Origin of the sequence: Enterobacter asburiae, assembly GCF_024599655.1 — a bacterium.
In the GTDB taxonomy this organism is placed as follows: Bacteria; Pseudomonadota; Gammaproteobacteria; order Enterobacterales; family Enterobacteriaceae; genus Enterobacter; species Enterobacter asburiae_D.
In genome coordinates, this window is sequence record NZ_CP102247.1 from 437,821 (window position 1) to 462,136 (window position 24,316).

The 24,316-nt window shown below is 57.5% G+C and carries 23 protein-coding genes; 11 read left to right on the top strand and 12 right to left on the bottom strand.

What is annotated here, in order from left to right:
- Nucleotides 1-684 (bottom strand): DNA utilization protein GntX, encoded by a 684-nt coding sequence (gntX, locus tag NQ230_RS02005; protein ID WP_159515059.1) that lies wholly within the window; start codon nt 682-684, stop codon nt 1-3.
- Nucleotides 685-721: 37 nt separating this feature from the next.
- Here gntX and bioH point away from each other — a divergent pair, with 37 nt between their 5' ends.
- Nucleotides 722-1,495, top strand: a complete 774-nt coding sequence (gene bioH / locus NQ230_RS02010; protein ID WP_213329112.1) for a pimeloyl-ACP methyl ester esterase BioH — start codon at nt 722-724, stop codon at nt 1,493-1,495.
- A 111-nt stretch (nt 1,496-1,606) separates the two neighbouring features.
- Nucleotides 1,607-1,876, top strand: coding sequence for a YdgH/BhsA/McbA-like domain containing protein (locus NQ230_RS02015; protein WP_023309499.1), 270 nt, complete (start codon nt 1,607-1,609; stop codon nt 1,874-1,876).
- Nucleotides 1,877-1,909: 33 nt separating this feature from the next.
- Here NQ230_RS02015 and feoC read toward each other — a convergent pair whose 3' ends face one another.
- From feoC to greB, 5 genes are all read right to left on the bottom strand, one after another.
- Entirely contained in the window at nt 1,910-2,146 is a 237-nt protein-coding gene (gene feoC, locus NQ230_RS02020; protein ID WP_121426127.1) for a [Fe-S]-dependent transcriptional repressor FeoC, read from the bottom strand.
- Between the two features lie 10 nt (nt 2,147-2,156).
- On the bottom strand, nt 2,157-4,475 hold the full coding sequence (gene feoB / locus NQ230_RS02025) for a Fe(2+) transporter permease subunit FeoB (protein WP_257259757.1): 2,319 nt from the start codon (nt 4,473-4,475) through the stop codon (nt 2,157-2,159).
- A 30-nt stretch (nt 4,476-4,505) separates the two neighbouring features.
- Nucleotides 4,506-4,733 (bottom strand): ferrous iron transporter A, encoded by a 228-nt coding sequence (gene feoA / locus NQ230_RS02030; RefSeq protein ID WP_008503050.1) that lies wholly within the window; start codon nt 4,731-4,733, stop codon nt 4,506-4,508.
- A 351-nt stretch (nt 4,734-5,084) separates the two neighbouring features.
- A complete protein-coding gene (locus NQ230_RS02035) occupies nt 5,085-7,415 on the bottom strand; it encodes a Tex family protein (RefSeq protein ID WP_257259760.1) in 2,331 nt (776 codons plus the stop codon).
- Between the two features lie 87 nt (nt 7,416-7,502).
- The gene (gene greB, locus NQ230_RS02040; RefSeq protein WP_014885539.1) at nt 7,503-7,976 is read right to left on the bottom strand and encodes a transcription elongation factor GreB; all 474 of its coding nucleotides are present in this window, start codon (nt 7,974-7,976) and stop codon (nt 7,503-7,505) included.
- A gap of 228 nt (nt 7,977-8,204) precedes the next feature.
- Here greB and ompR point away from each other — a divergent pair, with 228 nt between their 5' ends.
- Both ompR and envZ read left to right on the top strand, forming a co-directional pair.
- On the top strand, nt 8,205-8,924 hold the full coding sequence (gene ompR / locus NQ230_RS02045) for an osmolarity response regulator transcription factor OmpR (protein WP_001157751.1): 720 nt from the start codon (nt 8,205-8,207) through the stop codon (nt 8,922-8,924).
- The gene (gene envZ / locus NQ230_RS02050) at nt 8,921-10,267 is read left to right on the top strand and encodes a two-component system sensor histidine kinase EnvZ (protein WP_023309494.1); all 1,347 of its coding nucleotides are present in this window, start codon (nt 8,921-8,923) and stop codon (nt 10,265-10,267) included. Before ompR ends, envZ begins: the two co-directional genes overlap by 4 nt.
- 128 nt (nt 10,268-10,395) lie before the next feature.
- Here envZ and pckA read toward each other — a convergent pair whose 3' ends face one another.
- The 5 genes from pckA to NQ230_RS02075 all read right to left on the bottom strand — a co-directional run bounded on the left by pckA (nt 10,396) and on the right by NQ230_RS02075 (nt 16,590).
- Nucleotides 10,396-12,012, bottom strand: a complete 1,617-nt coding sequence (gene pckA, locus NQ230_RS02055; RefSeq protein WP_121426125.1) for a phosphoenolpyruvate carboxykinase (ATP) — start codon at nt 12,010-12,012, stop codon at nt 10,396-10,398.
- A 391-nt stretch (nt 12,013-12,403) separates the two neighbouring features.
- Entirely contained in the window at nt 12,404-13,288 is an 885-nt protein-coding gene (gene hslO, locus NQ230_RS02060) for an Hsp33 family molecular chaperone HslO (protein WP_162269339.1), read from the bottom strand.
- A 17-nt stretch (nt 13,289-13,305) separates the two neighbouring features.
- A complete protein-coding gene (hslR, locus tag NQ230_RS02065; protein ID WP_023333710.1) occupies nt 13,306-13,707 on the bottom strand; it encodes a ribosome-associated heat shock protein Hsp15 in 402 nt (133 codons plus the stop codon).
- Nucleotides 13,704-14,387 carry a GMP/IMP nucleotidase gene (gene yrfG, locus NQ230_RS02070; RefSeq protein WP_032641117.1) on the bottom strand — a complete coding sequence of 228 codons (684 nt, stop codon included), beginning with the start codon at nt 14,385-14,387 and terminating at the stop codon, nt 13,704-13,706. Before yrfG ends, hslR begins: the two co-directional genes overlap by 4 nt.
- 67 nt (nt 14,388-14,454) lie before the next feature.
- Nucleotides 14,455-16,590: an intracellular growth attenuator family protein gene (locus NQ230_RS02075; protein WP_121426124.1), complete on the bottom strand. Its 2,136-nt coding sequence runs from the start codon at nt 16,588-16,590 to the stop codon at nt 14,455-14,457.
- A 321-nt stretch (nt 16,591-16,911) separates the two neighbouring features.
- Here NQ230_RS02075 and nudE point away from each other — a divergent pair, with 321 nt between their 5' ends.
- Nucleotides 16,912-17,472 carry an ADP compounds hydrolase NudE gene (nudE, locus tag NQ230_RS02080; RefSeq protein ID WP_023333707.1) on the top strand — a complete coding sequence of 187 codons (561 nt, stop codon included), beginning with the start codon at nt 16,912-16,914 and terminating at the stop codon, nt 17,470-17,472.
- 79 nt (nt 17,473-17,551) lie between these two features.
- On the opposite strand, the gene mrcA is transcribed toward nudE, so the two are convergent.
- Nucleotides 17,552-20,104 (bottom strand): peptidoglycan glycosyltransferase/peptidoglycan DD-transpeptidase MrcA, encoded by a 2,553-nt coding sequence (gene mrcA, locus NQ230_RS02085; protein WP_257259764.1) that lies wholly within the window; start codon nt 20,102-20,104, stop codon nt 17,552-17,554.
- Nucleotides 20,105-20,224: 120 nt separating this feature from the next.
- On the opposite strand from mrcA, the gene NQ230_RS02090 reads away from it, so the two are divergent.
- The 6 genes from NQ230_RS02090 (at nt 20,225) to aroK (ending at nt 24,303) form a co-directional block, all read left to right on the top strand.
- Entirely contained in the window at nt 20,225-21,001 is a 777-nt protein-coding gene (locus tag NQ230_RS02090; protein WP_159515052.1) for a pilus assembly protein PilM, read from the top strand.
- Nucleotides 20,998-21,492: a PilN domain-containing protein gene (locus tag NQ230_RS02095; protein WP_121426120.1), complete on the top strand. Its 495-nt coding sequence runs from the start codon at nt 20,998-21,000 to the stop codon at nt 21,490-21,492. Before NQ230_RS02090 ends, NQ230_RS02095 begins: the two co-directional genes overlap by 4 nt.
- Nucleotides 21,493-21,495: 3 nt before the next feature.
- The gene (locus NQ230_RS02100) at nt 21,496-21,951 is read left to right on the top strand and encodes a HofO family protein (RefSeq protein WP_121426119.1); all 456 of its coding nucleotides are present in this window, start codon (nt 21,496-21,498) and stop codon (nt 21,949-21,951) included.
- Nucleotides 21,941-22,345, top strand: coding sequence for a HofP DNA utilization family protein (locus NQ230_RS02105; RefSeq protein WP_159515051.1), 405 nt, complete (start codon nt 21,941-21,943; stop codon nt 22,343-22,345). Before NQ230_RS02100 ends, NQ230_RS02105 begins: the two co-directional genes overlap by 11 nt.
- The gene (hofQ, locus tag NQ230_RS02110; RefSeq protein WP_257259769.1) at nt 22,257-23,495 is read left to right on the top strand and encodes a DNA uptake porin HofQ; all 1,239 of its coding nucleotides are present in this window, start codon (nt 22,257-22,259) and stop codon (nt 23,493-23,495) included. The genes NQ230_RS02105 and hofQ overlap by 89 nt, the downstream gene beginning before the upstream one ends.
- Before the next feature lie 286 nt (nt 23,496-23,781).
- Complete coding sequence (gene aroK, locus NQ230_RS02115; protein ID WP_003861630.1) at nt 23,782-24,303, top strand: shikimate kinase AroK; 522 nt, start codon at nt 23,782-23,784, stop codon at nt 24,301-24,303.
- Nucleotides 24,304-24,316 lie beyond the last annotated feature (13 nt).

Below are 24,316 nucleotides of genomic sequence, written 5' to 3' on the forward strand. Positions count from 1 at the left end.
CTACAAGGTACGGCACAGACACCATACCTGAACCGACGCGGCGCCGCTTCGCAAAAGCAGTCGGGAAAGTTCAGCAACGGTACTGCCCGTGGTGACGACATCATCCACAATCGCGATATGGAGGCCGTCGACCGGCAATTCAAGGCGAAAGGCATTTTTGAGGTTTCTTTTGCGCAGCCGGGCGCTGAGCTGATGTTGGATGGCGGTGGCATGAACACGTGTAAGCGCGCTGGCCTCATACCGACAGCCGAGCCACCGCGCGAGGGGACGGCAGATCAGGTCGCTCTGGTTATAGCCGCGCCGCCAGTGCCGACGCCGGTATAGGGGGACATTCACCACCATGTCGATTTTCGCCAGCGCGCGCTGACGCCGTGCCTGCAAAACCGCCAGCAATAGCAGGCGGGCAAGGGGCTGTGCCAGCGAGCTCTGCCCGGAAAACTTCAGCGCGTGAATCAGCCTGCTCAGCGGGGGAACATAATCATCCACCGCCACCAGCGCGCTCCACGGCGGGGATTTTTTCAGGCAGCGGCCACAGGGCAAAGAGGGATTTGTGGCCGGTAAACCACATTGTGGACAGGTCCCGATACGCCATTCCAGCGATCGCGTGCAGACGGAGCAGACGCCCCACCGGCTGAGCGCCAGCGGCATTTGGCATAGCCAGCACAAGCCGGGTACTGTTAGCATGTGCAACCTCCATGTGAAAAAAAGAGAACAGTAACTGATGAAGACGCTGTGGTGGCAGACCGTAGGGACAGGAAATTGCCATCTTGTGCTGCTGCACGGATGGGGCCTGAACGCGGAGATATGGCATTGCATACGTGAGGAACTTGCCTCGCATTTCACGCTGCATCTGGTGGATTTACCCGGCTTTGGCCGCAGCCGCGGATATGGCGCGTTATCGCTTGATGAGATGGCGCAGCAGGTTCTGGACGCAGCGCCGCAAAACGCGGTCTGGCTGGGCTGGAGCCTGGGCGGGCTGGTGGCGAGCCAGATTGCGCTGTCGCGGCCTGACCGCGTACAAGCCCTGGTAACGGTGGCGTCGTCGCCCTGTTTTAGCGCGCAGGACGCGTGGCCAGGGATCAAACCTGAAGTGCTGGCGGGTTTCCAGCAGCAGCTGAGCGAAGATTTCCAGCGGACCGTAGAGCGGTTCCTGGCATTGCAGACAATGGGCACTGACACCGCGCGTAAAGATGCCCGAACGCTGAAGCAGACCGTGCTTTCGCTGCCGATGCCGGAGGTCGAGGTGCTTAACGGGGGGCTTGAACTCCTGAAAACGGTTGACCTGCGCGAGCCGCTGGCCGCGCTGACGGTGCCGCACCTGCGTATCTACGGTTACCTCGACGGGATTGTGCCGCGCAAAGTAGTTCCGCTGCTGGATTCGCTCTGGCCGGACAGCGAATCGCAGATTATTGCCAAAGCCGCACATGCCCCGTTTATCTCCCATCCGACGGAGTTTTGTTCAGCGCTCATTGCGTTAAGTCAACGTTTAGACTGATTATTTTCTATCCAGCCTGGAAAAAGTTACACACCGCAACCATACTCCAGATGTCGTTGCGGTTGTTCTGCCTACGATAATCAAAACAACAATCCTATGGAGAGTCAGGCTATGAAACTTGTTACAGGTATTGTCACTTCTCTGGTTATTGGGTCACTGTCATTTGGCGTCTTTGCGGCAAAAGAGCTGGAAAAAGATAAAGTTGCCGGTATGAATCTGACGAAAATTGGTGAGATTTCTACGTCTGACACCACCGCGCCGATGGACGCGAGAAAAGAGCTGTCGAAGAAAGCGGATGAGCTGGGCGGAACGTACTACGTCGTCACCAGCGCTGAAAAGCAGACCAAAAACGTACGCGCAACGGCGGACGTCTATAAGTAATACGATAAAGCCGGGCAGCGATGCCCGGCTTTGTTAACGCAGCGCCCACCACTCCCTGAGGCAGGCCTTTCCTTCCGGACAGCTTTTACAACTGCCGGAGAGACAGCCGTACGCGTCTTCCTGAATTCGCACGGCTTTCCCCATGGCTTCCAGTCTTTCCAGCATGGCATCGATCATCGGCTGCGGCGTATGCAGGCTGAGGCTCAGCTGTTTCGCCTCCATCCGCCCTTGTAGTGCCAGCAGGTCACGAACCTGAATTAACGATGCCATGGTGTGCTCCTTAGTGGCAGTCGCCCGCCGGGCTGCTGCAGCAGGTCGCGGCGGTTTTACGGTTTGCCAGCAGGTCGATGTCGACGCGGCTGCGTGCCCGCCGCAGAAGACCGAGCACGATCGCGTTAAACAGCACAACCGCGAGAATGCAGACCAGGCTGTAGCGCGGATGCTGGCTAAAGTTAACGGTTTGATAAAAGAGCGTCGACAGCGAGTACGCAATGTTTAACCCCCACAGGATGGAGAAGCCCATCCAGCCGCGGCTGGACTCGCGGGCAATCGCCCCCATCACGGAGATGCACGGAATGTAGAGCAGAACAAAGATGAGGTAACTGTAGGCCGCAGACGCGCTGCCAAATTTCTCGCCCATCACGCCCATGGCACCCGTCGCCATTTCGCCGTCGCCTTTGCTCGCCTCAATAGGGTTCGCCAGCACGCTCAGGCTGAACGTGTCTTTCAGGCTCTGCCAGGTCTCCTCTACGGCACCTAGCAGTTCATGACCGAGATGAAACTCTGCCGGATTAAATTCCTGTTCCTGGATGTTCTCAGCGGTGTAAAGCGTGTTCAGGGTGCCGACAACCACCTCTTTCGCCATCGCGCCGGTGAACAGCCCGACGGTTGCCTGCCAGTTATCCTCATGCACGCCAATCGGTTTGAAGACCGGCGTGATGACGCGGCTGACGGAGGCGAGAGCAGAGTCGTTGATGTTATCTGCCGCCTGCCCGCTGAGGGTGAAGCTGTTCAGCGCGCTCAGGAAAATGCTGACGATGACAATGACCTTACCGGCGCGCAGCACAAAGCCTTTCAGGCGCTGCCAGGTCTGGATCGCCAGGCTTTTCAGGTGCGGCACGTGATACACCGGCAGCTCCATCACAAATGGTGATGCTTCACCGCGCATGATGGTGTGCTTCAGCATCAGACCGGTGAGGATCGCCATCACGATGCCCAGCACGTACAGCGAAAAGACCGCCAGCGCGCCCTGCTGACCGAAGAAGGCTGCGGCAAAGACCGCAAAGATTGCCAGGCGGGCACCGCAGGACATAAACGGCGCCATCATGATGGTCATCAGACGTTCACGCGGCGCATCCAGCGTGCGTGCGCCCATCACCGACGGCACGTTACAGCCGAAGCCGACAATCAGCGGGACGAAGGATTTACCCGGCAGACCCAGCGCCTGCATCAGACGATCCATCACGAACGCGGCGCGGGCCATGTAACCGGAATCTTCCAGGAACGAGAGGAACAGATACATCATGCCGATCTGCGGCACCAGAGGCAGAACGGTGTTGATACCGCCGCCGATCCCCTGAGCGAGGAAGATGGTGAGCCATTCCGGGAAGTGCAGGGTGTAACCCACCCACTGAATACCGTGTACGAAGACCGCGACGGAACCGGCGTCGAAAATGGGCTGGAGTGCGCCACCGATGTTAATGGCGAGCAGGAACATTACGTACATCACCAGCAGGAAGATGGGCAAACCGAGGAAGCGGTTAAGCACCACTTTATCCACCGCTGCCGTAAAGCGGCTGGGTTCTGCCGTCAGGGCGTTGCTGACAACGTCGCAAATCGAGGCGATGGCCTGATAACGCGCATCGGCGATGTGCAGCGCCGGGTCGTCCAGCTCGTCGCTAAGACGGGCCACCGTCGCGTCCAGCTTATCTGCCGCATGCCCGGCGTAAGCGCGGCTGTAGATATCGCCTTCCAGCATCTGCAGGCCGAGCCACAGGCGCTGTTTCGCAGGCATGCTGTTGTCCATCTCCTGCGCCAGCAAATTGGCTTCGCGCAGGAGAGGCTGCGCGTAATGCACCAGCTCAATGTCGCGATTACCCTGGTGACGGTCAATGGCCAGCTTCAGCGCGTCAATACCGCGAGCGCGCGTCGAGACCAGCGGAACGACCGGGCACCCCAGGCGCGCGGAGAGGGCATCGACGTCGATGCGCAGCTTTTGTTTCTCCGCAATGTCGAGCATGTTGAGCGCCACGATGCAGGGGATACCCAGCTCCAGCAGCTGCAGCGTCAGATAAAGGTTACGTTCGAGATTGGAGGCGTCGACCACGTTGATCAGCAGGTCTGCGTCGCCGCCGAGAATATAGTGGCAGGCGATCTGCTCATCGAGCGAGGTTTGCGACGAAATGGTGGTTAAGGAGTAGGTGCCGGGAAGGTCAACCAGCGTCACCTGATTGTCCGTTGTCGTGAACTGGCCCTCTTTACGCTCAACCGTCACGCCCGCCCAGTTGCCCACGCGCTGGCGTGCGCCGGTCAGCTGGTTAAAAAGGGTGGTCTTGCCGGAATTAGGATTGCCAATTAAGCCAATAGTTAACTTTTTCATTTTTTTAGACTCACTGAAACCGCTGGCTTGTTATCGGGATAAGGCTTCGACTTCTATTAACGCGAGGTCTTTCTTACGCAGCACCAGATTCACGCGGCGGGTTTCGATGTGAACCGGGTCACCTAGCGGCGCCACGCGCACGACCTGGAATGACGAGCCGGGCAGCATGCCCAGCGACAGCAGCTTTTGCCGATAGGCCGGGCTAATTTCGCGGGTAAAACCGGTAATCTTCCATGCACTGTCTGGAGTGAATTGCATAACGCCTGATTCCACGAAAGGTTAAATTATCTACTATGGGATGATAATGAGAATAGTTTTTATCAGCAATATTAAAACTGTGACGGAATGTTGTTTGCGGTATTAATTTACGGCCTGTTTGACCTTGCTCAATATTTGCTGAATTGCCTGGAAAATGAAAAGGGGAGTATTTGTTAACGGGGTGATAATTAGCGGTTTAAATATGGCTATGCAATCGGTTTCATATATTTCGATATGATTTTATTCCCCTCACCCCGGCCCTCTCCCCATGGGGGCGAGGGAGAAAAGACCGCACTGTGCGATCCCCTCTCCCCTTTGGGGAGAGGGTTAGGGTGAGGGGCATTGACAACCTTAGCGTTTCTTACCCATCGCTGCCGCCAGCGCATCCATCATCGCGCTGTTGCCTGCAGGCTGAGCATCACGTCCGCGCGGTTTTGCCGCTTTCGCGGCCGGGCGCTGCTGCTCGCGACCACCGCCATTGCCGCCACGGCGCGCGTTGGTGTCGCCAGGCTGCTCATCCAGACGCATGGTCAGGGCGATACGCTTGCGCTGCAGATCCACTTCCAGCACTTTGACCTTCACGATGTCGCCTGCTTTGACCACGGTGTGCGGGTCTTCAACGAACTTGTCGGCGAGGGATGAGATATGCACCAGACCGTCCTGATGCACGCCGATATCCACAAACGCGCCAAAGTTGGTCACGTTGGTCACCGCCCCTTCCAGCACCATGCCGGGCAGGAGGTCGTTCATGGTTTCCACGCCGTCGGCAAAGGTCGCGGTTTTGAACTCAGGACGCGGATCGCGGCCCGGCTTTTCCAGCTCTTTGATGATGTCGGTGACGGTTGGAACACCAAATTTGTCGTCGGTGAAATCCACGGCTTTCAGGTTGCGCAGGGCGCTGTTGTCGCCCATCAGGTCTTTCAGTGCCTGCTGGGTGGCGGCCAGAATGCGTTCCACCACTGGGTACGCTTCCGGGTGAACGGTAGAGGCATCCAGCGGGTTATCGCCGTGGTTGATGCGCAGGAAGCCCGCACACTGCTCAAAGGCTTTTGGCCCCAGACGGCTCACCTTCAGCAGCTGCTGACGGTTCTGGAACTGACCGTTTTCATCACGCCAGGCGACGATGTTCTGCGCCATCATGCGGGTTAAGCCCGCCACGCGGGTCAGCAGGGGGACGGAGGCGGTGTTCAGGTCAACGCCGACGGCGTTTACGCAGTCTTCCACCACCGCATCCAGCTTGCGCGCCAGCTGAGTCTGGCTCACGTCGTGCTGATACTGGCCCACGCCGATGGATTTCGGATCGATCTTCACCAGCTCCGCCAGCGGATCCTGCAGGCGGCGAGCGATTGAAACCGCACCGCGCAGGGAAACGTCCAGGTCCGGGAACTCCTGGGCCGCCAGTTCGGAGGCGGAATAGACGGATGCCCCCGCTTCGCTGACGATCACTTTCTGTGCCGTCACTTTCGGGAACTGCTTCTGCACGTCGAGGTAGAAACGTTCGGTTTCGCGGGACGCCGTACCGTTGCCGATGGCAACCAGCTCCACGTTGTATTTTTCGCACAGCGCCGCCACCACGACGGCCGCTTTCGCTGCCTGGCCGGTGTGCGGATAAATGGTATCGGTCGCCACCAGCTTGCCGGTGCCGTCAACCACAGCGACCTTCACGCCGGTACGCAGACCCGGATCGAGGCCCATGGTCGCGCGCAGGCCGGCGGGGGCGGCCATCAGCAGGTCGTGCAGGTTACGGGCGAATACGTTAATCGCTTCGTCTTCGGCACGCTCGCGCACGGTGCCCATCAGCTCGGTTTCAAGGTGCATCAGCACCTTGATGCGCCAGGTCCAGCTCACTACGCCTTTGCGCCAGCTGTCCGCCGGGGCGTTGTTCAGGCGCAGGCCGAGATGATCGATAATGATCTGCTCGCAGTGGCTCTCTTTCGGCGGCTCGTCAAACTGCGGGTCGGCGTTCAGGGAGAGCTGGAGCACGCCTTCGTTGCGGCCGCGGAACATTGCCAGCACGCGGTGTGAAGGGGCGGTAGAGATCGGTTCGTGGTGATCGAAGTAGTCGCGGAATTTCGCGCCTTCTTCCTCTTTACCCGCGACGACGGTAGAGACGATGTGGGCATTCTTCCACAGGTAATCACGCACCTTCGCGAGCAGGGCGGCGTCTTCGGCGAAGCGCTCCATCAGAATGTAGCGCGCGCCGTCGAGGGCGGCCTTGGTATCCGCTACGCCTTTGTCAGCGTCGATAAATTTGGCGGCTTCGGTTTCCGGGTCGTGGGACGGTTCGTTCCACAGCAGGTCGGCCAGCGGCTCAAGGCCCGCTTCAATCGCAATCTGCCCGCGCGTGCGGCGCTTCGGTTTGTACGGCAGATAGAGATCTTCGAGTTCGGTTTTGCTCAGGGTACCGTTAATGGCGCTTTCCAGCTCGCTGGTCAGCTTGCCCTGTTCGCCGATGGATTTGAGGATCGCCTGACGACGTTCTTCCAGCTCGCGAAGATAGCCCAGACGGGTCTCCAGGTTACGCAGCTGCGTGTCGTCCAGACCGCCGGTGACTTCCTTACGATAGCGTGCAATAAACGGCACGGTGTTCCCTTCATCAAGCAGGCGAACGGCAGCTTCTACCTGTTCGGCTCTGGCCTGAATATCACCCGCAATAATGCGGCAGAGCGAATCTTTCATCATGGCTTTATCATCTGTTGAGTCGAAAAATCAGGGGATAGTTATACGGGCTGACACGGCAAAATGCCAGCCGGGGAGGGCGCTCTCGGACTATTTTACGTAGACGATCTCATTGACGTACCAGCTGGCTTCACCGGCTGGGGTCTGAACGACGGCCAGATCGCCCACTTCCTTTTTCAGCAGCGCGCGGGCCATCGGTGAGTCGATGGAGATGTAATCCTTACGACCAAAAATTTCATCGTAGCCGACAATGCGAAAACGCAGGGTGTCACCGTCGTCGTTTTCAATCTCGACCCAAGCGCCGAAGAACACTTTGCCCTCCTGCTGCGGGGAGTAATCGACAATTTTGAGATTCTCGAGGCACTTCGTCAGGTAGCGAACCCGGCGGTCAATTTCGCGCAGCCGCTTTTTATTGTACTGGTAGTCAGCGTTTTCGCTGCGATCGCCCAGGCTTGCCGCCCAGGTCACCTTTTTGGTCACTTCAGGACGCTCTTCGCGCCAGAGGTAATCCATCTCTTTTTTGAGTTTCTCATACCCTTCGCGGGTGATCAGGGGCGTTTTCATGGTAAAGCCTTTGCTGCCGGTTTTCTGTCTTGCGCACAATACGTACCACACAGTGTAACAGACAGGATTAATAATGATTTATGTGATGAAATGAGCAGATAAGCTGCTGTTAAATATGCTTTGTAACAATTTCGACTAGAATTTATACCAGAATTAGCTGGTCGAATACGTGCACTTTTTTAGAATACGCTGTTACAAAGACTATCCGAACCTTTGGGAGTACACACAATGCAAGAGAACTACAAAATTCTGGTCGTGGATGACGACATGCGCCTGCGTGCGCTGCTGGAACGTTATCTGACCGAGCAGGGCTTCCAGGTTCGTAGCGTCGCGAACGCTGAGCAGATGGATCGTCTGCTGACCCGTGAATCTTTCCACCTGATGGTTCTCGACCTGATGCTGCCCGGCGAAGACGGGCTCTCTATTTGCCGCCGTCTGCGCAGCCAGAGCAACCCGATGCCGATCATCATGGTGACGGCGAAGGGTGAAGAAGTTGACCGTATCGTGGGCCTCGAAATCGGCGCGGACGACTATATTCCTAAACCGTTTAACCCGCGTGAACTGCTGGCGCGTATTCGCGCTGTTCTCCGCCGTCAGGCGAACGAACTGCCTGGCGCACCTTCGCAGGAAGAAGCCGTCATCGCCTTCGGCAAGTTCAAGCTGAACCTCGGCACGCGCGAGATGTTCCGTGAAGACGAGCCAATGCCGCTCACCAGCGGCGAGTTTGCGGTACTGAAAGCGCTGGTCAGCCACCCGCGTGAACCGCTTTCCCGTGACAAGCTGATGAACCTGGCGCGCGGTCGCGAATACTCCGCAATGGAGCGCTCCATTGACGTGCAGATCTCTCGCCTGCGCCGCATGGTGGAAGAAGATCCTGCTCATCCTCGTTATATTCAGACCGTATGGGGTCTGGGCTACGTGTTCGTCCCGGACGGCTCTAAAGCATGAGGCGAATGCGCTTCTCGCCGCGTAGCTCGTTTGCCCGCACCCTGTTGCTGATCGTCACCCTGCTGTTCGTCAGCCTGGTGACGACCTATCTGGTGGTGCTGAACTTTGCGATCCTGCCGAGCCTCCAGCAGTTTAATAAGGTCCTGGCCTACGAAGTCCGTATGCTGATGACCGACAAACTGCAGCTGGAGGACGGCACGCAGCTCGTCGTTCCCCCGGCGTTTCGCCGTGAAATCTACCGTGAGCTGGGCATTTCGCTCTACTCCAACGAAGCGGCGGAAGACGCGGGCCTGCGCTGGGCGCAGCATTACGAATTCCTCAGCCAGCAGATGGCGCAGCAGCTGGGCGGCCCAACGGAAGTGCGCGTTGAGGTCAACAAAAGCTCGCCCGTCGTCTGGCTGAAAACCTGGCTGTCACCCAATATCTGGGTGCGCGTTCCGCTGACCGAAATCCATCAGGGCGACTTCTCGCCGCTGTTCCGCTACACCCTGGCGATTATGCTGCTGGCGATAGGCGGCGCGTGGCTATTTATCCGTATACAGAACCGACCGCTGGTCGACCTGGAGCACGCTGCGCTGCAGGTCGGTAAAGGGATTATTCCTCCTCCGCTGCGCGAGTATGGCGCCTCGGAAGTTCGTTCGGTGACGCGCGCGTTTAACCATATGGCGGCAGGCGTGAAGCAGCTGGCGGATGACCGTACGCTGCTGATGGCGGGCGTCAGCCATGACCTGCGCACGCCGCTAACGCGTATTCGCCTGGCGACGGAGATGATGGGGGAAGAGGACGGTTATCTCGCCGAGTCCATCAACAAGGACATCGAAGAGTGTAACGCCATCATCGAGCAGTTTATTGACTACCTGCGCACCGGACAGGAGATGCCGATGGAGATGGCGGATCTGAACGCGGTGCTGGGCGAGGTGGTAGCGGCGGAAAGCGGCTACGAGCGCGAGATTGATACCGACCTGCAGGCGGGGGAGATCCAGGTACGCATGCACCCGCTCTCCATCAAACGTGCGGTCGCCAACATGGTGGTCAACGCGGCGCGGTACGGTAACGGCTGGATCAAAGTCAGCAGCGGGTCTGAACTCAACCGCGCCTGGTTCCAGGTGGAAGACGATGGTCCGGGTATCAAGCCCGAGCAGCGTAAGCATCTGTTCCAGCCGTTTGTGCGCGGCGACAGCGCGCGCAGCACCAGCGGTACGGGCTTAGGCCTGGCGATTGTGCAGCGTATTATCGATAACCACAACGGGCTGCTGGAGATTGGCACCAGCGAGCGGGGTGGATTGAGCATTCGCGCCTGGCTGCCGGTACCGGTGACGCGGGGGCAGGTGAAAGAGAGTTAAAAAAAGGGTGGCACTAGCCACCCCCCGACAAAATGTGGTCTCTGCGGCCTGATGCCCTCACCCCGGCCCTCTCCCACGGGGAGAGGGAGAAAACATTAAAAAAGGCAACTTTCGTTGCCTTTTTACTTTTACCTTGGTCCCGCGCTCACCAGCGCAGCACCCGCCGGGGTATCGGTATACTTCTCGAAGTTCTCAATAAACAGCTTCGCCAGCGATTCCGCCTTCTCGCGCCACTGCTCCGGAGAACCGTACGTGTTGCGCGGGTCGAGGATATGCGTATCCACACCCGGCAGCGACGTTGGGATCGCCAGGTCAAACATCGGCAGCGTGAAGGTTTCGGCGTCGTCCAGAGAACCATCCAGAATGGCGTCGATAATCGCGCGGGTATCTTTGATAGAGATACGTTTGCCGGTACCGTTCCAGCCGGTGTTCACCAGGTAGGCCTGCGCGCCGGATGCCTGCATGCGTTTCACCAGCACTTCAGCGTACTGCGTCGGGTGCAGCGACAGGAAGGCCGCGCCGAAGCAGGCGGAGAAGGTTGGGGTTGGCTCCGTCACGCCGCGCTCGGTACCCGCCAGCTTGGCGGTAAAGCCGGAGAGGAAGTGGTACTGCGTCTGGCTGGCAGTCAGGCGAGACACCGGAGGCAGCACGCCGAACGCATCCGCCGTCAGGAAAATGACCTTCGTGGCATGACCTGCTTTTGACACCGGCTTCACGATATTGTCGATGTGGTAGATCGGGTAAGAGACGCGGGTGTTTTCCGTTTTCGACGCATCGTCGAAGTCGATGGAGCCGTCGGCACGCACGGTGACGTTTTCCAGCAGCGCATCGCGACGGATCGCGTGGAAGATATCCGGCTCGGCCTCTTCGGACAGGCGAATGGTCTTCGCGTAGCAGCCGCCTTCAAAGTTGAACACGCCGTCGTCATCCCAGCCGTGTTCGTCATCGCCAATGAGACGACGTTTCGGATCGGTGGACAGGGTGGTTTTACCGGTGCCGGACAGGCCGAAGAATACCGCCACGTCGCCTTTTTCACCGACGTTAGCCGAGCAGTGCATGGAGGCGATGCCCCGCAGCGGCAGCAGGTAGTTCATGACGGAGAACATCCCTTTCTTCATTTCGCCGCCGTACCAGGTTCCGCCGATCAGCTGGATACGTTCGGTCAGGTTGAAGGCAACAAAGTTTTCGGAGTTCAGACCCTGCTCTTTCCACTGTGGATTCGTGCATTTCGCACCGTTCATCACGATGAAGTCCGGGGTGAAATCCTGCAGCTCTTCGTCGGTTGGACGAATAAACATGTTTTTCACGAAATGCGCCTGCCAGGCCACTTCAGTGATAAAACGCACGGAGAGACGGGTATCAGCGTTAGCGCCGCAGAAAGCGTCGACAATAAACAGGCGCTTGCCGGAAAGTTGATGGGTGACGAGCCCTTTCAGGTGCTGCCAGGTTTCCGGGGAGAGCGGTTTGTTGTCGTTCTTCCCTTTGCCCTTGTCAGCCCACCACAGCGTATCGCGGGTGGTTTCGTCTCGGACGATATACTTATCTTTCGGCGAACGACCGGTAAAGATACCGGTATCGACGGCGATAGCACCAAGATTCGTCAACACACCACGCTCGTATCCTTCCAGTGCTGGATTGAGCTCTTCCTGATACAGCGTATCGTAGTCGGGGTTGTAGACGATTTCCTGGACGTCGTGAATACCATAAGCCTTGAGATCTTGCGGGGTTAAACCAGTAACACGCATATCACTGCTCCTTAGCCAATATGTACTGCCTGAAATTGTAGGGTTTTTCTGAGGTTGTTAACCGCGACGGGGCTCATAGATTTACGCATCTGGACAAAACCCTTACTAACGGAAAACGCTGCGACTCCAGTCACAGCGCAGGCGGATTATCGCAGGAATCACTTTTTTGTTGGGGAAAATGTTCCGAAAAGGTTAAAGAGTGGTGATTTTATCGGAAAGAATGTGAATGTAATCGCATACACGTAAGAAAATTACGTAAGAGTTACATTATGAAAACGATTCAGCTTGGGGGAGTTTTTTACCCCTCATCCCAGCCCTCTCCCCAAAGGGGAGAGGGGGTTCAAGTTCCCTCTCCCCTTTGGGGAGAGGGTTAGGGTGAGGGGAAAGAAGTTTAGTGAACCTGCGGATCCGCCGGGGAGGCGTTATTGCGGATCTCAGCAATATCCATCGAATTGAACACGTAGTGCGTACCGCAGTAGTCACAGTGCATATCAATTTCGCCGTCTTCCGCCATGATGCTGTCGATCTCTTCATCCGGCAGGGTTTTCAGCGCGCCAGCGCAGCGCTCGCGGGAGCAGGTGCACTTAAATTCCACCGCCTGCGGGTCGTAAACCGTCACTTCTTCTTCGTGGTACAGACGCCACAGCACGTCGGTCGCTGACAGGTTGAACAGCTCTTCCGCTTTGATGGTTTCGGTCAGCGTCGCCAGGTGCTCGAAGTCATTGGTCTGTGCGTCCTGCGCAGGCAGAACCTGCAGCAGCATACCGCCGGCAGCAGGCTGACCGTCCACTTCACCGGTGCGGATGAAGAGACGCGTCGGCAGCTGTTCAGAACGCATGAAGTAATCTTCCAGGCAGGCTGCCAGAGTATCGCCTTCCAGACCCACCACGCCCTGATAGCGCTCACCTTCCTCAGGGGAGATGGTGATCACCAGGTAGCCATTACCTACCAGCGTTTTGAGGTCCGCATTTTCAGGCACGTCGCCCTGAACGCGCGCCACGCCGCGCATCTGCTGCTGGTTATTGCCGTTGATCACCGCCAGCGTCATCGGGCCGTCACCCTGCAGCTGCACGGTGATATCACCGGCAAACTTCAGCGTCGCCGTCAGCAGGCTGGTGGCAACCAGCAGTTCACCCAACAGGGTCTTCACCGGCAGCGGGTAGTTGTGGTTTTCCAGAATCTGTTTCCAGGTTTCGGATACGGTGACCAGCTCGCCGCGCACGGCGAATTGTTCAAACAGATAGCGGTGTAATTGGTCGTGTTGGGCCATTTTCATCTCTCGTGCGGGTGAGGTTATTCAGTCTCACCGTGTTTAAATTTCATCAGATCGCGGCGCTCTTTTTTATCCGGCCGCCGGTCCGGGTGAGGCATCGTCAGCGCGTTCATTTTGCGCGCCAGCGCGGTCTTCTCGCGTTTTTCAATGCTCTCCGCCGTCTCTTCATAAAGCAGTACGGCTTCCGTTGCGGGTCGACGCTGTTCGGTAATGGCTTTAATCACCACCGTACGTTCATCGTTGCCCTGACGCAGCGTTAAGGTGGCATTCAGCTCAACCAGCTTGCTCGGTTTGCTGCGCTGGCCGTTGTAATGCACTTTTCCGCCGTCAACCATCTCGCGGGCAAGGGCGCGTGTTTTATAAAAACGCGCTGCCCACAGCCATTTATCCAGTCTTACCCCGTCAGAGGGTTTTTCTTTCATGGCGTCTCCTTCACGGTCAGTGAGGGGATCATCTGGCGATAGTCGTTCAGTCCAGGGTGGCGCAGATAGCTTTTTTCAGCCAGGCCAGAGTCAGGATTGGTCACGCCCAGACAGTAGCGAATGCCAAACCTTGCTGCGGAATCCAGAATGGGCTCGCTGTCATCAATGAACAGCGTACGTTCTGGCTGCAAACCCGTCTCTTCCTTCACCGCATGCCACAACCGCTGATCCTCTTTCGGATAACCAAATGTGTGGGTGGAAAGTAATAAATCAAGGTGCGACGCCAGGCCGGTATGCTCCAGCTTCACCGCCAGATTATGTGGATGCGCGTTGGTCAGCAAAATACGGCGCTTGCCGCTTGCTTTCAGCGCATCCAGAAAGGGCACGGTATCCTCGCGCAGAACGGCGCGCGGGCCCTGGGCGGTGGTCATGGCACAAATATCCAAACCGAGGCGCTCGCTCCAGTAGTCAAGACAGTACCAGTTTAGCGTATGTTGCACCGCGCTATATTGCGAACGAATGAATGCCTGCGCTTCTGCCGGGGAGATCCCCTGCTGTTCGCCGTAGGTTTCAGGAACCAGCGTTTGCCAGAAATAGTTATCAAAGGCGAGATCGAGCAGCGTGCCGTCCATATCCAGCAGAACGGTATCAACCTCCTGCCAGGCGATATCAAGATGCATTAGGGGGAACTCCAGCCAGAAGAAACGTGCGCGACAGGGTAGCACATCTTGTCGCGCAACGACGTTATCAGATCAGGCTCTCAGACGAGGGGATCAGCTTAGGATTGAGGCAGTTTTCATAATACTGCTGGATGTCGGCAAGCCGGGTGCGCGAGCGCTGGTAGCGGCGCAGGGCCATAAAGCCGTTCCAGAAAATGGCGGCAAGCATCGCGGTCATCAGCAGAGAGGTGCCGATGTAGCGCCATAAACCTGCACTGTCTGGCATCCGGTGCAGGCCGATATGGCGAGTGCCGTTGGCATCGGTGTAGATGCTTGTGACAATCCCTTCGGCGCTGAACGGCGTTTGCATCAGCATCTGCGCCAGGCGCTGGAATTGGCTCCACTGCTCCTGCGCCGGGTAGTCATAAAGCGCAACCTGAGGATATGGCTGATCGACCAGGTCGCTGCCTTCATCGCTGGCAATCACAAATCCGCCCGGTGCCGGGCTGTTCAGCGCCTGAGCCGCACGGGTGGTCTCGCGCATCATGAACGGCGAGGTCGAGGTGGCGACCAGGTTATCCAGCGATTCAGCGCTCACCGGCCGCAGCAGCACGTTAACACCATCCAGTCGTCCCGCTTCGGCGCGTTTTACCAGCGAGTCCCAGTCCTTACTGTTACCCAGGTTTACCAGGGCGTTTTTAAGACGTATGCACTCATCCTGAGAGGAGCATAAATCCTGCGTTTTCAGGACGATGTCACCAAAATCATCCAGCAGAACCATGCCTGATTTCTGAATGGCCGAGCGCAGCGCAGGGCTGACGCGCGAATCATCGTCCGGTTTCGGGTGCAGCTGGCGGTTCACCGTCTGGGTCAGCGCCGTGGCCTTATTCACTACTTCGGATTCCGGCAGCGGCAGCGGCGGCGCGTCGTTCCAGATAATTTGCGAGCAGTCGAACGGCATGAACGGCGAGTTCTGGCGGGTGTTCCACGCCCCCGGGGTGTGAATATTACACATCCCGGTACCCTTCAGGCGCAGCGTGTCCCCCACGCGCACACCGGCTTCATCCAGTTTGTTAACGCTGGTCGCTTCAATGGTTTGCGCGCCTTTGATCCACGACAGGGTGAATTTAATGGGCATATCCAGCGGCACGAAAAGCAGCAGCATCACTAATACCAGCGCGGCGCCGCCGGCAATGACCGCGCTGCGCAGCCAGTGCTGAAGCGGGAAGTTTTTGACTTCATCATGCAGAGACAGGAAGCGCCCCTGACGCACAACGTGGCGGTCAAGGTAGATATCAATATCGGTTTTTTGCCCTAAGTCCTGCGCAATCCACGGTTGCCAGTGGCGCGGGTAGATAAGGTCGATAATACCGAGTGAAATATTGTTGAGATGTTCCTGATCGTTTTCACCAAACAGGCCCCAGCGCTTTGGCGTACCGCGCAGGCAGTGGATCTCTCGTAACGAGGTTTTGGCCGGTGGGGCAAAGAGTCCCCACAGCCCGGCTGCCAGCAGCAGCACCGCGCCTCCCGCCAGCCAGGGAACAAACACATCCGGCGTGAGCAGGCAGATAAAAAAGAGCAGGAAGGCCGCGACGATCAGAATGGCTTCACGGATGCCGTCCGGGCGGCTCAGGGCGTACTCTTCATGCGTCTCCTGGCGAATGTTCAGCAGTTCGATCTGCTCAGTCTCTTCGCCACGAATGGATGCCTGCGTTGAACTCGCGCGCTCCAGCGCAAAACGCGGGGCTTCCTGAAGGTATTCATTCAGCGTATGGCCGTTAAGCGAGATAACCAGGGGCAACGAATCGGTGTGGATCAGCTCAACGCTGTTCTCGTCATTTATGTACTGCTCCCAGGACGGGGGCAGATGCACTTCGACGGAATCCAGGTAATAGCGCCATTTATTGGGGTCATCAGTGGTGATGCCATAGCGCGTGATGGAGCGCGTCACGCAGAGCACGGTATCACTTTGCGCGTTGAGCTTTAGCGCGACGGGCGCAGCGGTGGCTCCCGTTGGCCCAGGCGTTAGCTGAGTACGGTTCAGGATTTCGAGATAGTTTTCAACTGCATCACGCTCGTCTTGCGTGAGTTTACGCGTGCTCGCACCCGCAAATGCATTTAAAAAGGGCAGACGATAACGGCGCTGTACGCGGCGCCTGTACAACCACCCTGCAACCAATGCGCTGGCCAGCATAGCAGCGAGAACAATCAAAATGGTGCTCATGCTTTCCCCATCTTACTTATCTTACAGGTGTAGTCAGTAGCACCTTTACATTGAATGAGAGTCTGTGGTTGGCTATCGGCAAGTATGGAGTCGAACTTGAGCATTCTGAAGCGCATCCCAGTGACCGGTGATGATAGCAAAGCCTGTTATGGCGCGATATCAGCAAATTCCTGGAAACATTTCAACCTCTTGACATTTGTTTTGAATTGAGGATTGATCCCTGCTACGTTGCATAAATGTAAATAAAGAACGATTGACATTGCCGAAACCGTGCGGCATATCGCACAATAACGCCAGTTCTCACTGCTAAGACCCATCACGATGAGCAAACCACTACAAAAACCCACCATTCTGAATGTTGAAACTGTCGCCAAATCGCGCCTGTTTAATGTCGAAAGTGTGGACCTGGAGTTCAGCAACGGTGTGCGTCGCGTTTATGAACGTATGCGCCCCTCTTCGCGCGAAGCGGTGATGATTATTCCCATTATCGACGATCATCTGATTTTGATCCGCGAATACGCTGTGGGAACGGAATCTTACGAGCTTGGTTTCTCGAAAGGGCTTATCGACCCGGGTGAAACCGTCTTCGAAGCGGCAAACCGCGAGCTGAAAGAAGAGGTCGGCTTCGGGGCGAATGAGCTTTCATTCCTGAAAAAGCTGAGCATGGCGCCGTCCTATTTTTCCAGCAAAATGAATATCGTGGTGGCCGAAGATCTCTATCCTGAATCGCTCGAAGGGGATGAGCCGGAGCCGCTGCCGCAGGTTCGCTGGCCTTTAGCGCACCTGATGGATCTGCTGGAAGACCCTGACTTTAATGAGGCTCGCAACGTGAGCGCGCTGTTCCTGGTCCGGGAGTGGCTGAAGGGGCAGGGGCGACTGTAGGCCATAAAAAAGCCGGGTGGCGGCTTCGCCTTACCCGGCCTACGATGCTTTGCCCGGTTTTTACCGGGCATTTTTATTTTTAGAACAGCTCGTGCGTTTCGCCGTTATCAATAATCTCTGTACCCACCTCATGCACCGCCTGCGTGGTTGGCTGCGTGCCCTCGATGAAATACTCTGCGCGACTATTACCGCCGTTGGCGAGCTGGCCCGTGCTGCGGTCGATATTGACCGTCACCACGCCTGGCGGTGGCGTCAACGGCTGCTCCGGCACGCCTTCAAGAACGGACTTCATGTAGGCGTCCCAGGCCGGCTGCGCGCTCTTCGCACCGCCTTCGTAGCCGGAAATCTGATCCTTAATCGCGCCGGAGGCCGTTGTACGACCTAAGTCACGGCGGTGATCGTCGAAACCGATCCAGACCGATGTCACCACGCCCGGCCCGTAACCGGAGAACCACGCATCTTTCGAACTGTTGGTTGTCCCCGTTTTACCGCCGATGTCATGGCGCTGCAAATCACGCCCTGCACGCCAGCCTGTACCCTGCCAGCCCGGTTCACCGAAGATGTTGGTGTTCAGCGCGCTTTTGATCAGGAACGACAGCGGCGTGTTGATCACATGCGGGGCATACTCCGGCGCACCGGTCTGGGCTACCAGCGACTGGTTAGCCTGCTCGAGCTGCGGCTGCGGCACGACGCCGTTCTGCTGCTCCTGAGACACGGCAGGGTCTTCCATGTCCTTGTTTTCAAGCACCTCGGATTTCGGCGTATTGCCATAAATGACCGGAATATCGCAGTCAGGACAGGCAATTTTCGGCTTCGCTTCGAACAGCACGCCGCCCTGGTCGTTTTCGATCTTGCTGATGAAGTACGGGTCAATCAGGAAGCCGCCGTTGGCCATCACCGAGTACCCGCGTGCGACCTGAAGCGGCGTAAAGGAGGCGGAGCCTAACGCCAGCGACTCGGTGCGAACGATGTTCTGCGCCGGGAAACCGAAGCGCTGCAGATACTCTGCGGCATAGTCGACGCCCATCGCGCGCATGGCGCGCACCATCACCACGTTTTTCGACTGCCCCAGCCCCTGACGGAGACGAATAGGACCGGCATACTCCGCGGGGGAGTTCTTCGGCTGCCAGTCGGAACCGGCACCGGCATCCCAGCGGGAGATCGGCACGTCGTTCAGGATGCTGGCGAGGGTCAAGCCCTTATCCATCGCTGCCGTGTAGAGGAACGGTTTGATATTGGAACCGACCTGACGCAGCGCCTGGGTGGCGCGGTTAAATTTGCTCTGGTTGAAATCAAACCCGCCGACCAGAGCCAGGATGGCACCGTTCTGTGGGTTGATAGAGGCCAGGGCCGAGTTGACGTCCGGCACCTGGGCCAGCCACCAGGATTCACCTACCTTGCGCACCCAGATTTGCTGCCCGGTTTGTACCGCATCGGTCACTTTACGCGGCGTTGCGCCCTGCAGCGTATCCGAGCGGTACGGACGCGCCCAGCGGATACCGTCCATACGCAGGGAGACGGAGGTGCCGTCCGCGAGCGTCGCAACGGCTTCCTGAGGATCGGCCTGCGTCACCACGGCAGGAAGGAGCGGACCATAGGTTGGCAGCGCCTTCAGCGTACTGGTGATTTTTTTGCTGTCCCACGCGCTTTCGCCCACTTTCCAGAGCACGTTTGACGGGCCGCGATAGCCGTGACGCATATCGTAGTCCATCACGTTGTTCCGCACTGCTTCCTGAGCCGCCTGCTGGACCTTGCGGGTGACGGTGGTGTACACGCGATAGCCATCTTCATAGGCCTTGTCACCATAGCGATTCACCATCTCCTGGCGAACCATTTCGGTCAGGTAAGGGGACGCGAAGGCGATCTCAGGGGCGTGGTAGTTAGCGTCAATCACATCGTTACGCGCCTGGTCGTACTCGCTCTGGCTGATGTAGCCTTCGCTCAGCATACGTGACAGGACGACGTTACGACGCGCGGTGGCGCGATCGAGCGAGTAGAGCGGGTTGAACGTGGACGGCGCTTTCGGCAGACCGGCAATGGTTGCCATTTCGCTTAAGGTGAGTTGCTCAACAGGCTTACCGAAGTAAACCTGAGCGGCAGCCCCCACGCCATAGGCGCGGTAGCCCAGGTAGATTTTGTTGAGGTACAGCTCAAGGATATCGTCTTTGCTCAGCAGCTGCTCAATACGGATCGCAAGGAACACCTCTTTGATCTTACGTATCAGCGTCTTTTCAGGGCTGAGGAAGAAGTTACGCGCCAGCTGCTGCGTAATGGTACTCGCCCCCTGAGAGGCGTGACCAGAGAACAGCGCAATGCTCGCGGCACGGAAAATCCCCACCGGATCGACACCGTGGTGCTCGTAGAAACGGCTGTCCTCCGTGGCGATAAAGGCTTTCACCATCACAGGGGGGATTTGGTTTAAGGTCAGCGGAATACGACGCTTCTCGCCATACTGCGCCATCAGCTCGCCATCGGCGCTATAGACCTGCATCGGGATCTGGAGTCGCACATCGCGAAGCGTGGCGACATCAGGTAGCTGTGGCTCAATATATTTGTACAAACCGTAAATCGAGCCTGCTCCCAGCAGAATGCAACAAACTGCAAGGATGAATAAATACTTTACGAACTTCACCGGAGATTTCCCATTTGGTTTCACTTGGGCAGTTTCTAAACAATCGCGCGGTAGTATAAAGGCAAGCCTGATTCATTGATATAGCCGTCAAGGTGACGGGCGATAAGGAGATCGTGAAGCATGGCTTTCAAAACATGGCAAACGGGCGTTCATATTCAACAGGATAGGGTGCTGATCGTTGCGTTGGCCCGGGAGAAGTCCGGCTGGTGCTTGCGCCGCTGGTGGGCGATTCCTCTGGCCGAAGGCATCATTCGTGACGGCAAAATTTGTCAGCCAGAACAGCTGGTTGATGCGCTACGCGACTGGCGGAAAACGCTGCCGCACTACCACCGGGTGTTCCTCTCTTTCCCGGCAGCACGCACCCTGCAGCGGTCGCTTCCCCGCCCGTCAGTAGCATTGCGCGACAGCGAGCAGCTCTCATGGCTTGGCGCGGCGCTCGCGCGCGAACTGGAGATGTCTGCCGATACGCTTTGTTTCGATTACGCGCAGGACACCTTCAGCAATACCTTTCACGTGACCGCCGCGCAAAACAACGAGGTCGACACCCTTCTGGCGCTGGCGAAAACGCTGCGTGTGCGGCTGGTGGCCATTACGCCGGATGCCAGCGCGCTGGCGAATCTTCTTCCTGCGGTGGCACCAGCGACGTGCATCGCCTGGCGGGACGATCGGCAGTGGCTGTGGGCGATGCGCCACCAGTGGGGACGCCGCCTTACCACAGAAGCCGAAAGCGTGGCCGAACTGGCGGCGCTGCTGGCGCTTGGACCGGATGACATCGCGCTGTTTGATAACCGACGTAACCCGTGGGAAATCCTGGAACGCTGCCATGCCCCGCTACCGGACTGCGGCGCTGATTATACCGTTGCGCTGGCGCTGGCCATGAGCGAGGTGCCCGGATGAGCATCATGAACTTTCTGCCCTGGCGACAGCAGCGGCGCGCGCGATGCCTGCGTTTCTGGGGCGCAATGGGTGTCGGCACCGTGCTGTTGATGTTCGTGATCATGTCCGGTCTGCGGATGAACCCTCTTATGAGGCTGTACGCGCTGCAAACGGATCTGACGGGAATGCAGACCGTGCAGCATGCGCTTCTCTCCCGGCAGAAACTCGCCTCACAGGCGCAGATGCCAGCGCAGACACTTCAACGACGCGCATGGCAACCGGTGCTGGGATCCCTTTCCCGCGCCATTCCGGCACAGGTCTGGCTGACAGAGCTGCGCTATCAGCCTCCCGCACTGATGCTGAGCGGGTATGCCCTAACCCTGCCGGCCCTGTCTGCTCTGCGCGATGCGCTTGGCCAAATAGCGGGTTTTACGCCCGGGACGACGGGTGAGCTTCGGCAGGACAGCCAGGGACGCTGGATGTTCACCCTTCATCTTAAAAGCGAGGGTTAACGCGTGGATACCCTGTTAGAACGCTGGTGCGAAAGCCGTCCCTGGAGTCGGGTGCTCTTCTGGTGTCTGGGGAGTTTCCTGGCCGGACTGGCCGCGTGGGGCACTTTGCTCAGACCGGTAGACAGGCAGTGTGCTGAACGACAACGCCAGCTGATTCAGGACGCGAGAGCTAACGCAGCGTTATGGCCTGCCGTCAGAAAGGTGCCGTTTCGTCCGGAAGCACCGGAATCACGGGAGCTGATATCTTTTTCCCCGCTCGATTTTCAGGGCGATAACGCGACGCTGGTTCACTGGAAGCCGCTGCAGAACGGAGGGGAATTGATGCTGGAGGTTGAGTGGCAGGCGCTTCCGGCGCTTTTTTCCCGGCTGGCGCAGCGGGATGTGCAGATCGCCGCTTTCGCGATTGCGCCACAGGGTAAAGCGCTGCGCCTGCGGCTGGAGCTGGAACATGCGAAATAGCGCGCGATATTTGCTGGTTTGCTCAGCGCTGCTACTGACCGGCATGCGCGATCCGTTTCGCCCGCCGGACGATCCCTGCGCCATTGGCGAGCTGGCGCAATGGCACTATCGCGGCATGGTGGGAGGACAGCAGGCTATCGGCATTTTACAGGATGGGCAAAAGCGCTGGTACCGGCTGAAAACGCATGAGCGCTTGCCGGCAGGCTGGACGATAACAGCCATCAATGAAACGGAACTGGTTGTTGATGTGGGTGATACATGTGAACCAGAAAAATGGACGTGGCAACGAGAAGGAACGGATAAGAATGAATTTACGGATAATGCTGTGGCTGCTGGCGTTCAGCCATCCGCTGTGGGCCGCCGCGCCAAAACCGGTCACGCTGGTGGTGGATGACGTTCCTGTGGCCCAGGTGCTTCAGAGCCTGGCCGCGCAGGAGAGCCGTAATCTGGTGATATCGCCCGATGTCGGCGGCACACTTTCGCTTAACCTGACGCGCGTCCCCTGGCGTCAGGCATTACAGACGGTTGTCGCCAGCGCTGGCCTCGTTTTGCGAGAGGAGGGCGGCATTTTTTACGTGCATACCGCGGCCTGGCAGCGTGAACAGCAGGAACGCTCAGAGCAGGAGCGAGCGCGTCGACAGCTTGATGCGCCGCTGGTGTCTCACAGTATCCCTTTTTCCTATGCCGATGCCGGAGAGCTGCAAAAAGCCGCGGAAAAACTCCTGAGCCCAAAGGGGAGTTTATCCGTCGACAAACGCACCAACCGCCTGCTGATTCGGGATAACCAGACGGTGGTGGATATGCTGCAGCGCTGGGCCGCTCAGATGGATATTCCCGTCGAACAGGTCGAGCTGGCGGCGCATATTGTGACCATGAATGAAAAAAGCCTGAGTGAGCTGGGAGTGAAGTGGAATCTCGCCGACGCCACCGACGCGGGTAAGGTTGGTCAGCTCACCACGCTTGGCAGCGATCTTTCCGTCGCCAGCGCCACCAGCCACGTGGGTTTTAACATCGGGCGGATCAATGGTCGGCTGCTGGATCTGGAGCTCTCTGCGCTGGAGCAAAAGCAGCAGGTCGATATCATCGCCAGCCCGCGGCTGCTGGCCTCGCATATGCAGCCGGCCAGCATCAAGCAGGGGAGTGAAATTCCGTATCAGGTCTCAAGCGGTGAAAGCGGCGCCACCTCCGTTGAGTTTAAGGAGGCGGTATTAGGGATGGAGGTCACGCCGGTGGTGTTACCGGGAGGGCGCGTGCGCCTGAAATTGCACATCAGCGAAAATATGCCGGGACAGGTTCTGCAGCAGGCGGACGGCGAAACGCTGGCGATCGACAAACAGGAGATAGAAACCCAGGTGGAGGTAAAAAGTGGAGAAACGCTGGCGTTAGGCGGAATTTTTTCGCAGAAGAACAAAACCGGCAGTGACAGCGTGCCGGGGCTGGGAAAAATACCCTGGCTTGGGCAGCTTTTTCGCCACGATGGTAAGGATAATGAACGGCGCGAGCTAGTGGTGTTTATTACGCCACGTCTGGTCGGTATTCGCTGACGGGTAACGATCCCCGCAATGATTTTGCATTCAGTTTGTTGCAGATGTTTGACGTGGGGCATGAATTAGCATACAAGGAGTACCGATTTGAGTTGGACTTACGTCTTATTACCTTATGCGCCCGACGCGGTGATTTAATCAGTTGCCAAACAAGCCGGAGTATTGAGATAATTTTTAGTCTGACTCTCGCTCTATTGCATATGAGGTTTCAGTTCATGTCCTGCTACGCTGAGTGTCTGCGCAGCGGGGATTACCATTAACGAATAGTCTTAGTAGTACCGATAAAATGGCAGAGAAACGCAATATCTTTCTGGTTGGGCCTATGGGTGCCGGCAAAAGCACTATTGGGCGTCAGTTAGCTCAACAACTCAATATGGAATTTTACGATTCTGATCAAGAGATTGAGAAACGAACCGGAGCTGATGTGGGCTGGGTTTTCGACGTAGAAGGCGAAGAAGGTTTCCGTGACCGAGAAGAAAAAGTGATCAACGAACTCACGGAAAAGCAGGGCATCGTTCTGGCAACAGGCGGCGGCTCTGTGAAATCTCGCGAAACCCGCAACCGTCTCTCCGCCCGTGGCGTAGTGGTCTATCTTGAGACGACCATCGAGAAACAGCTGGCACGTACGCAGCGCGATAAAAAGCGCCCGCTGCTGCAGGTTGAAACGCCACCACGCGAAGTTCTGGAAGCGTTGGCCGATGAACGCAATCCGCTATATGAAGAGATTGCCGATGTGACCATTCGTACTGACGACCAGAGCGCTAAAGTGGTTGCAAACCAGATTATTCATATGCTGGAAAGCAACTGATTCTGGCTTTATA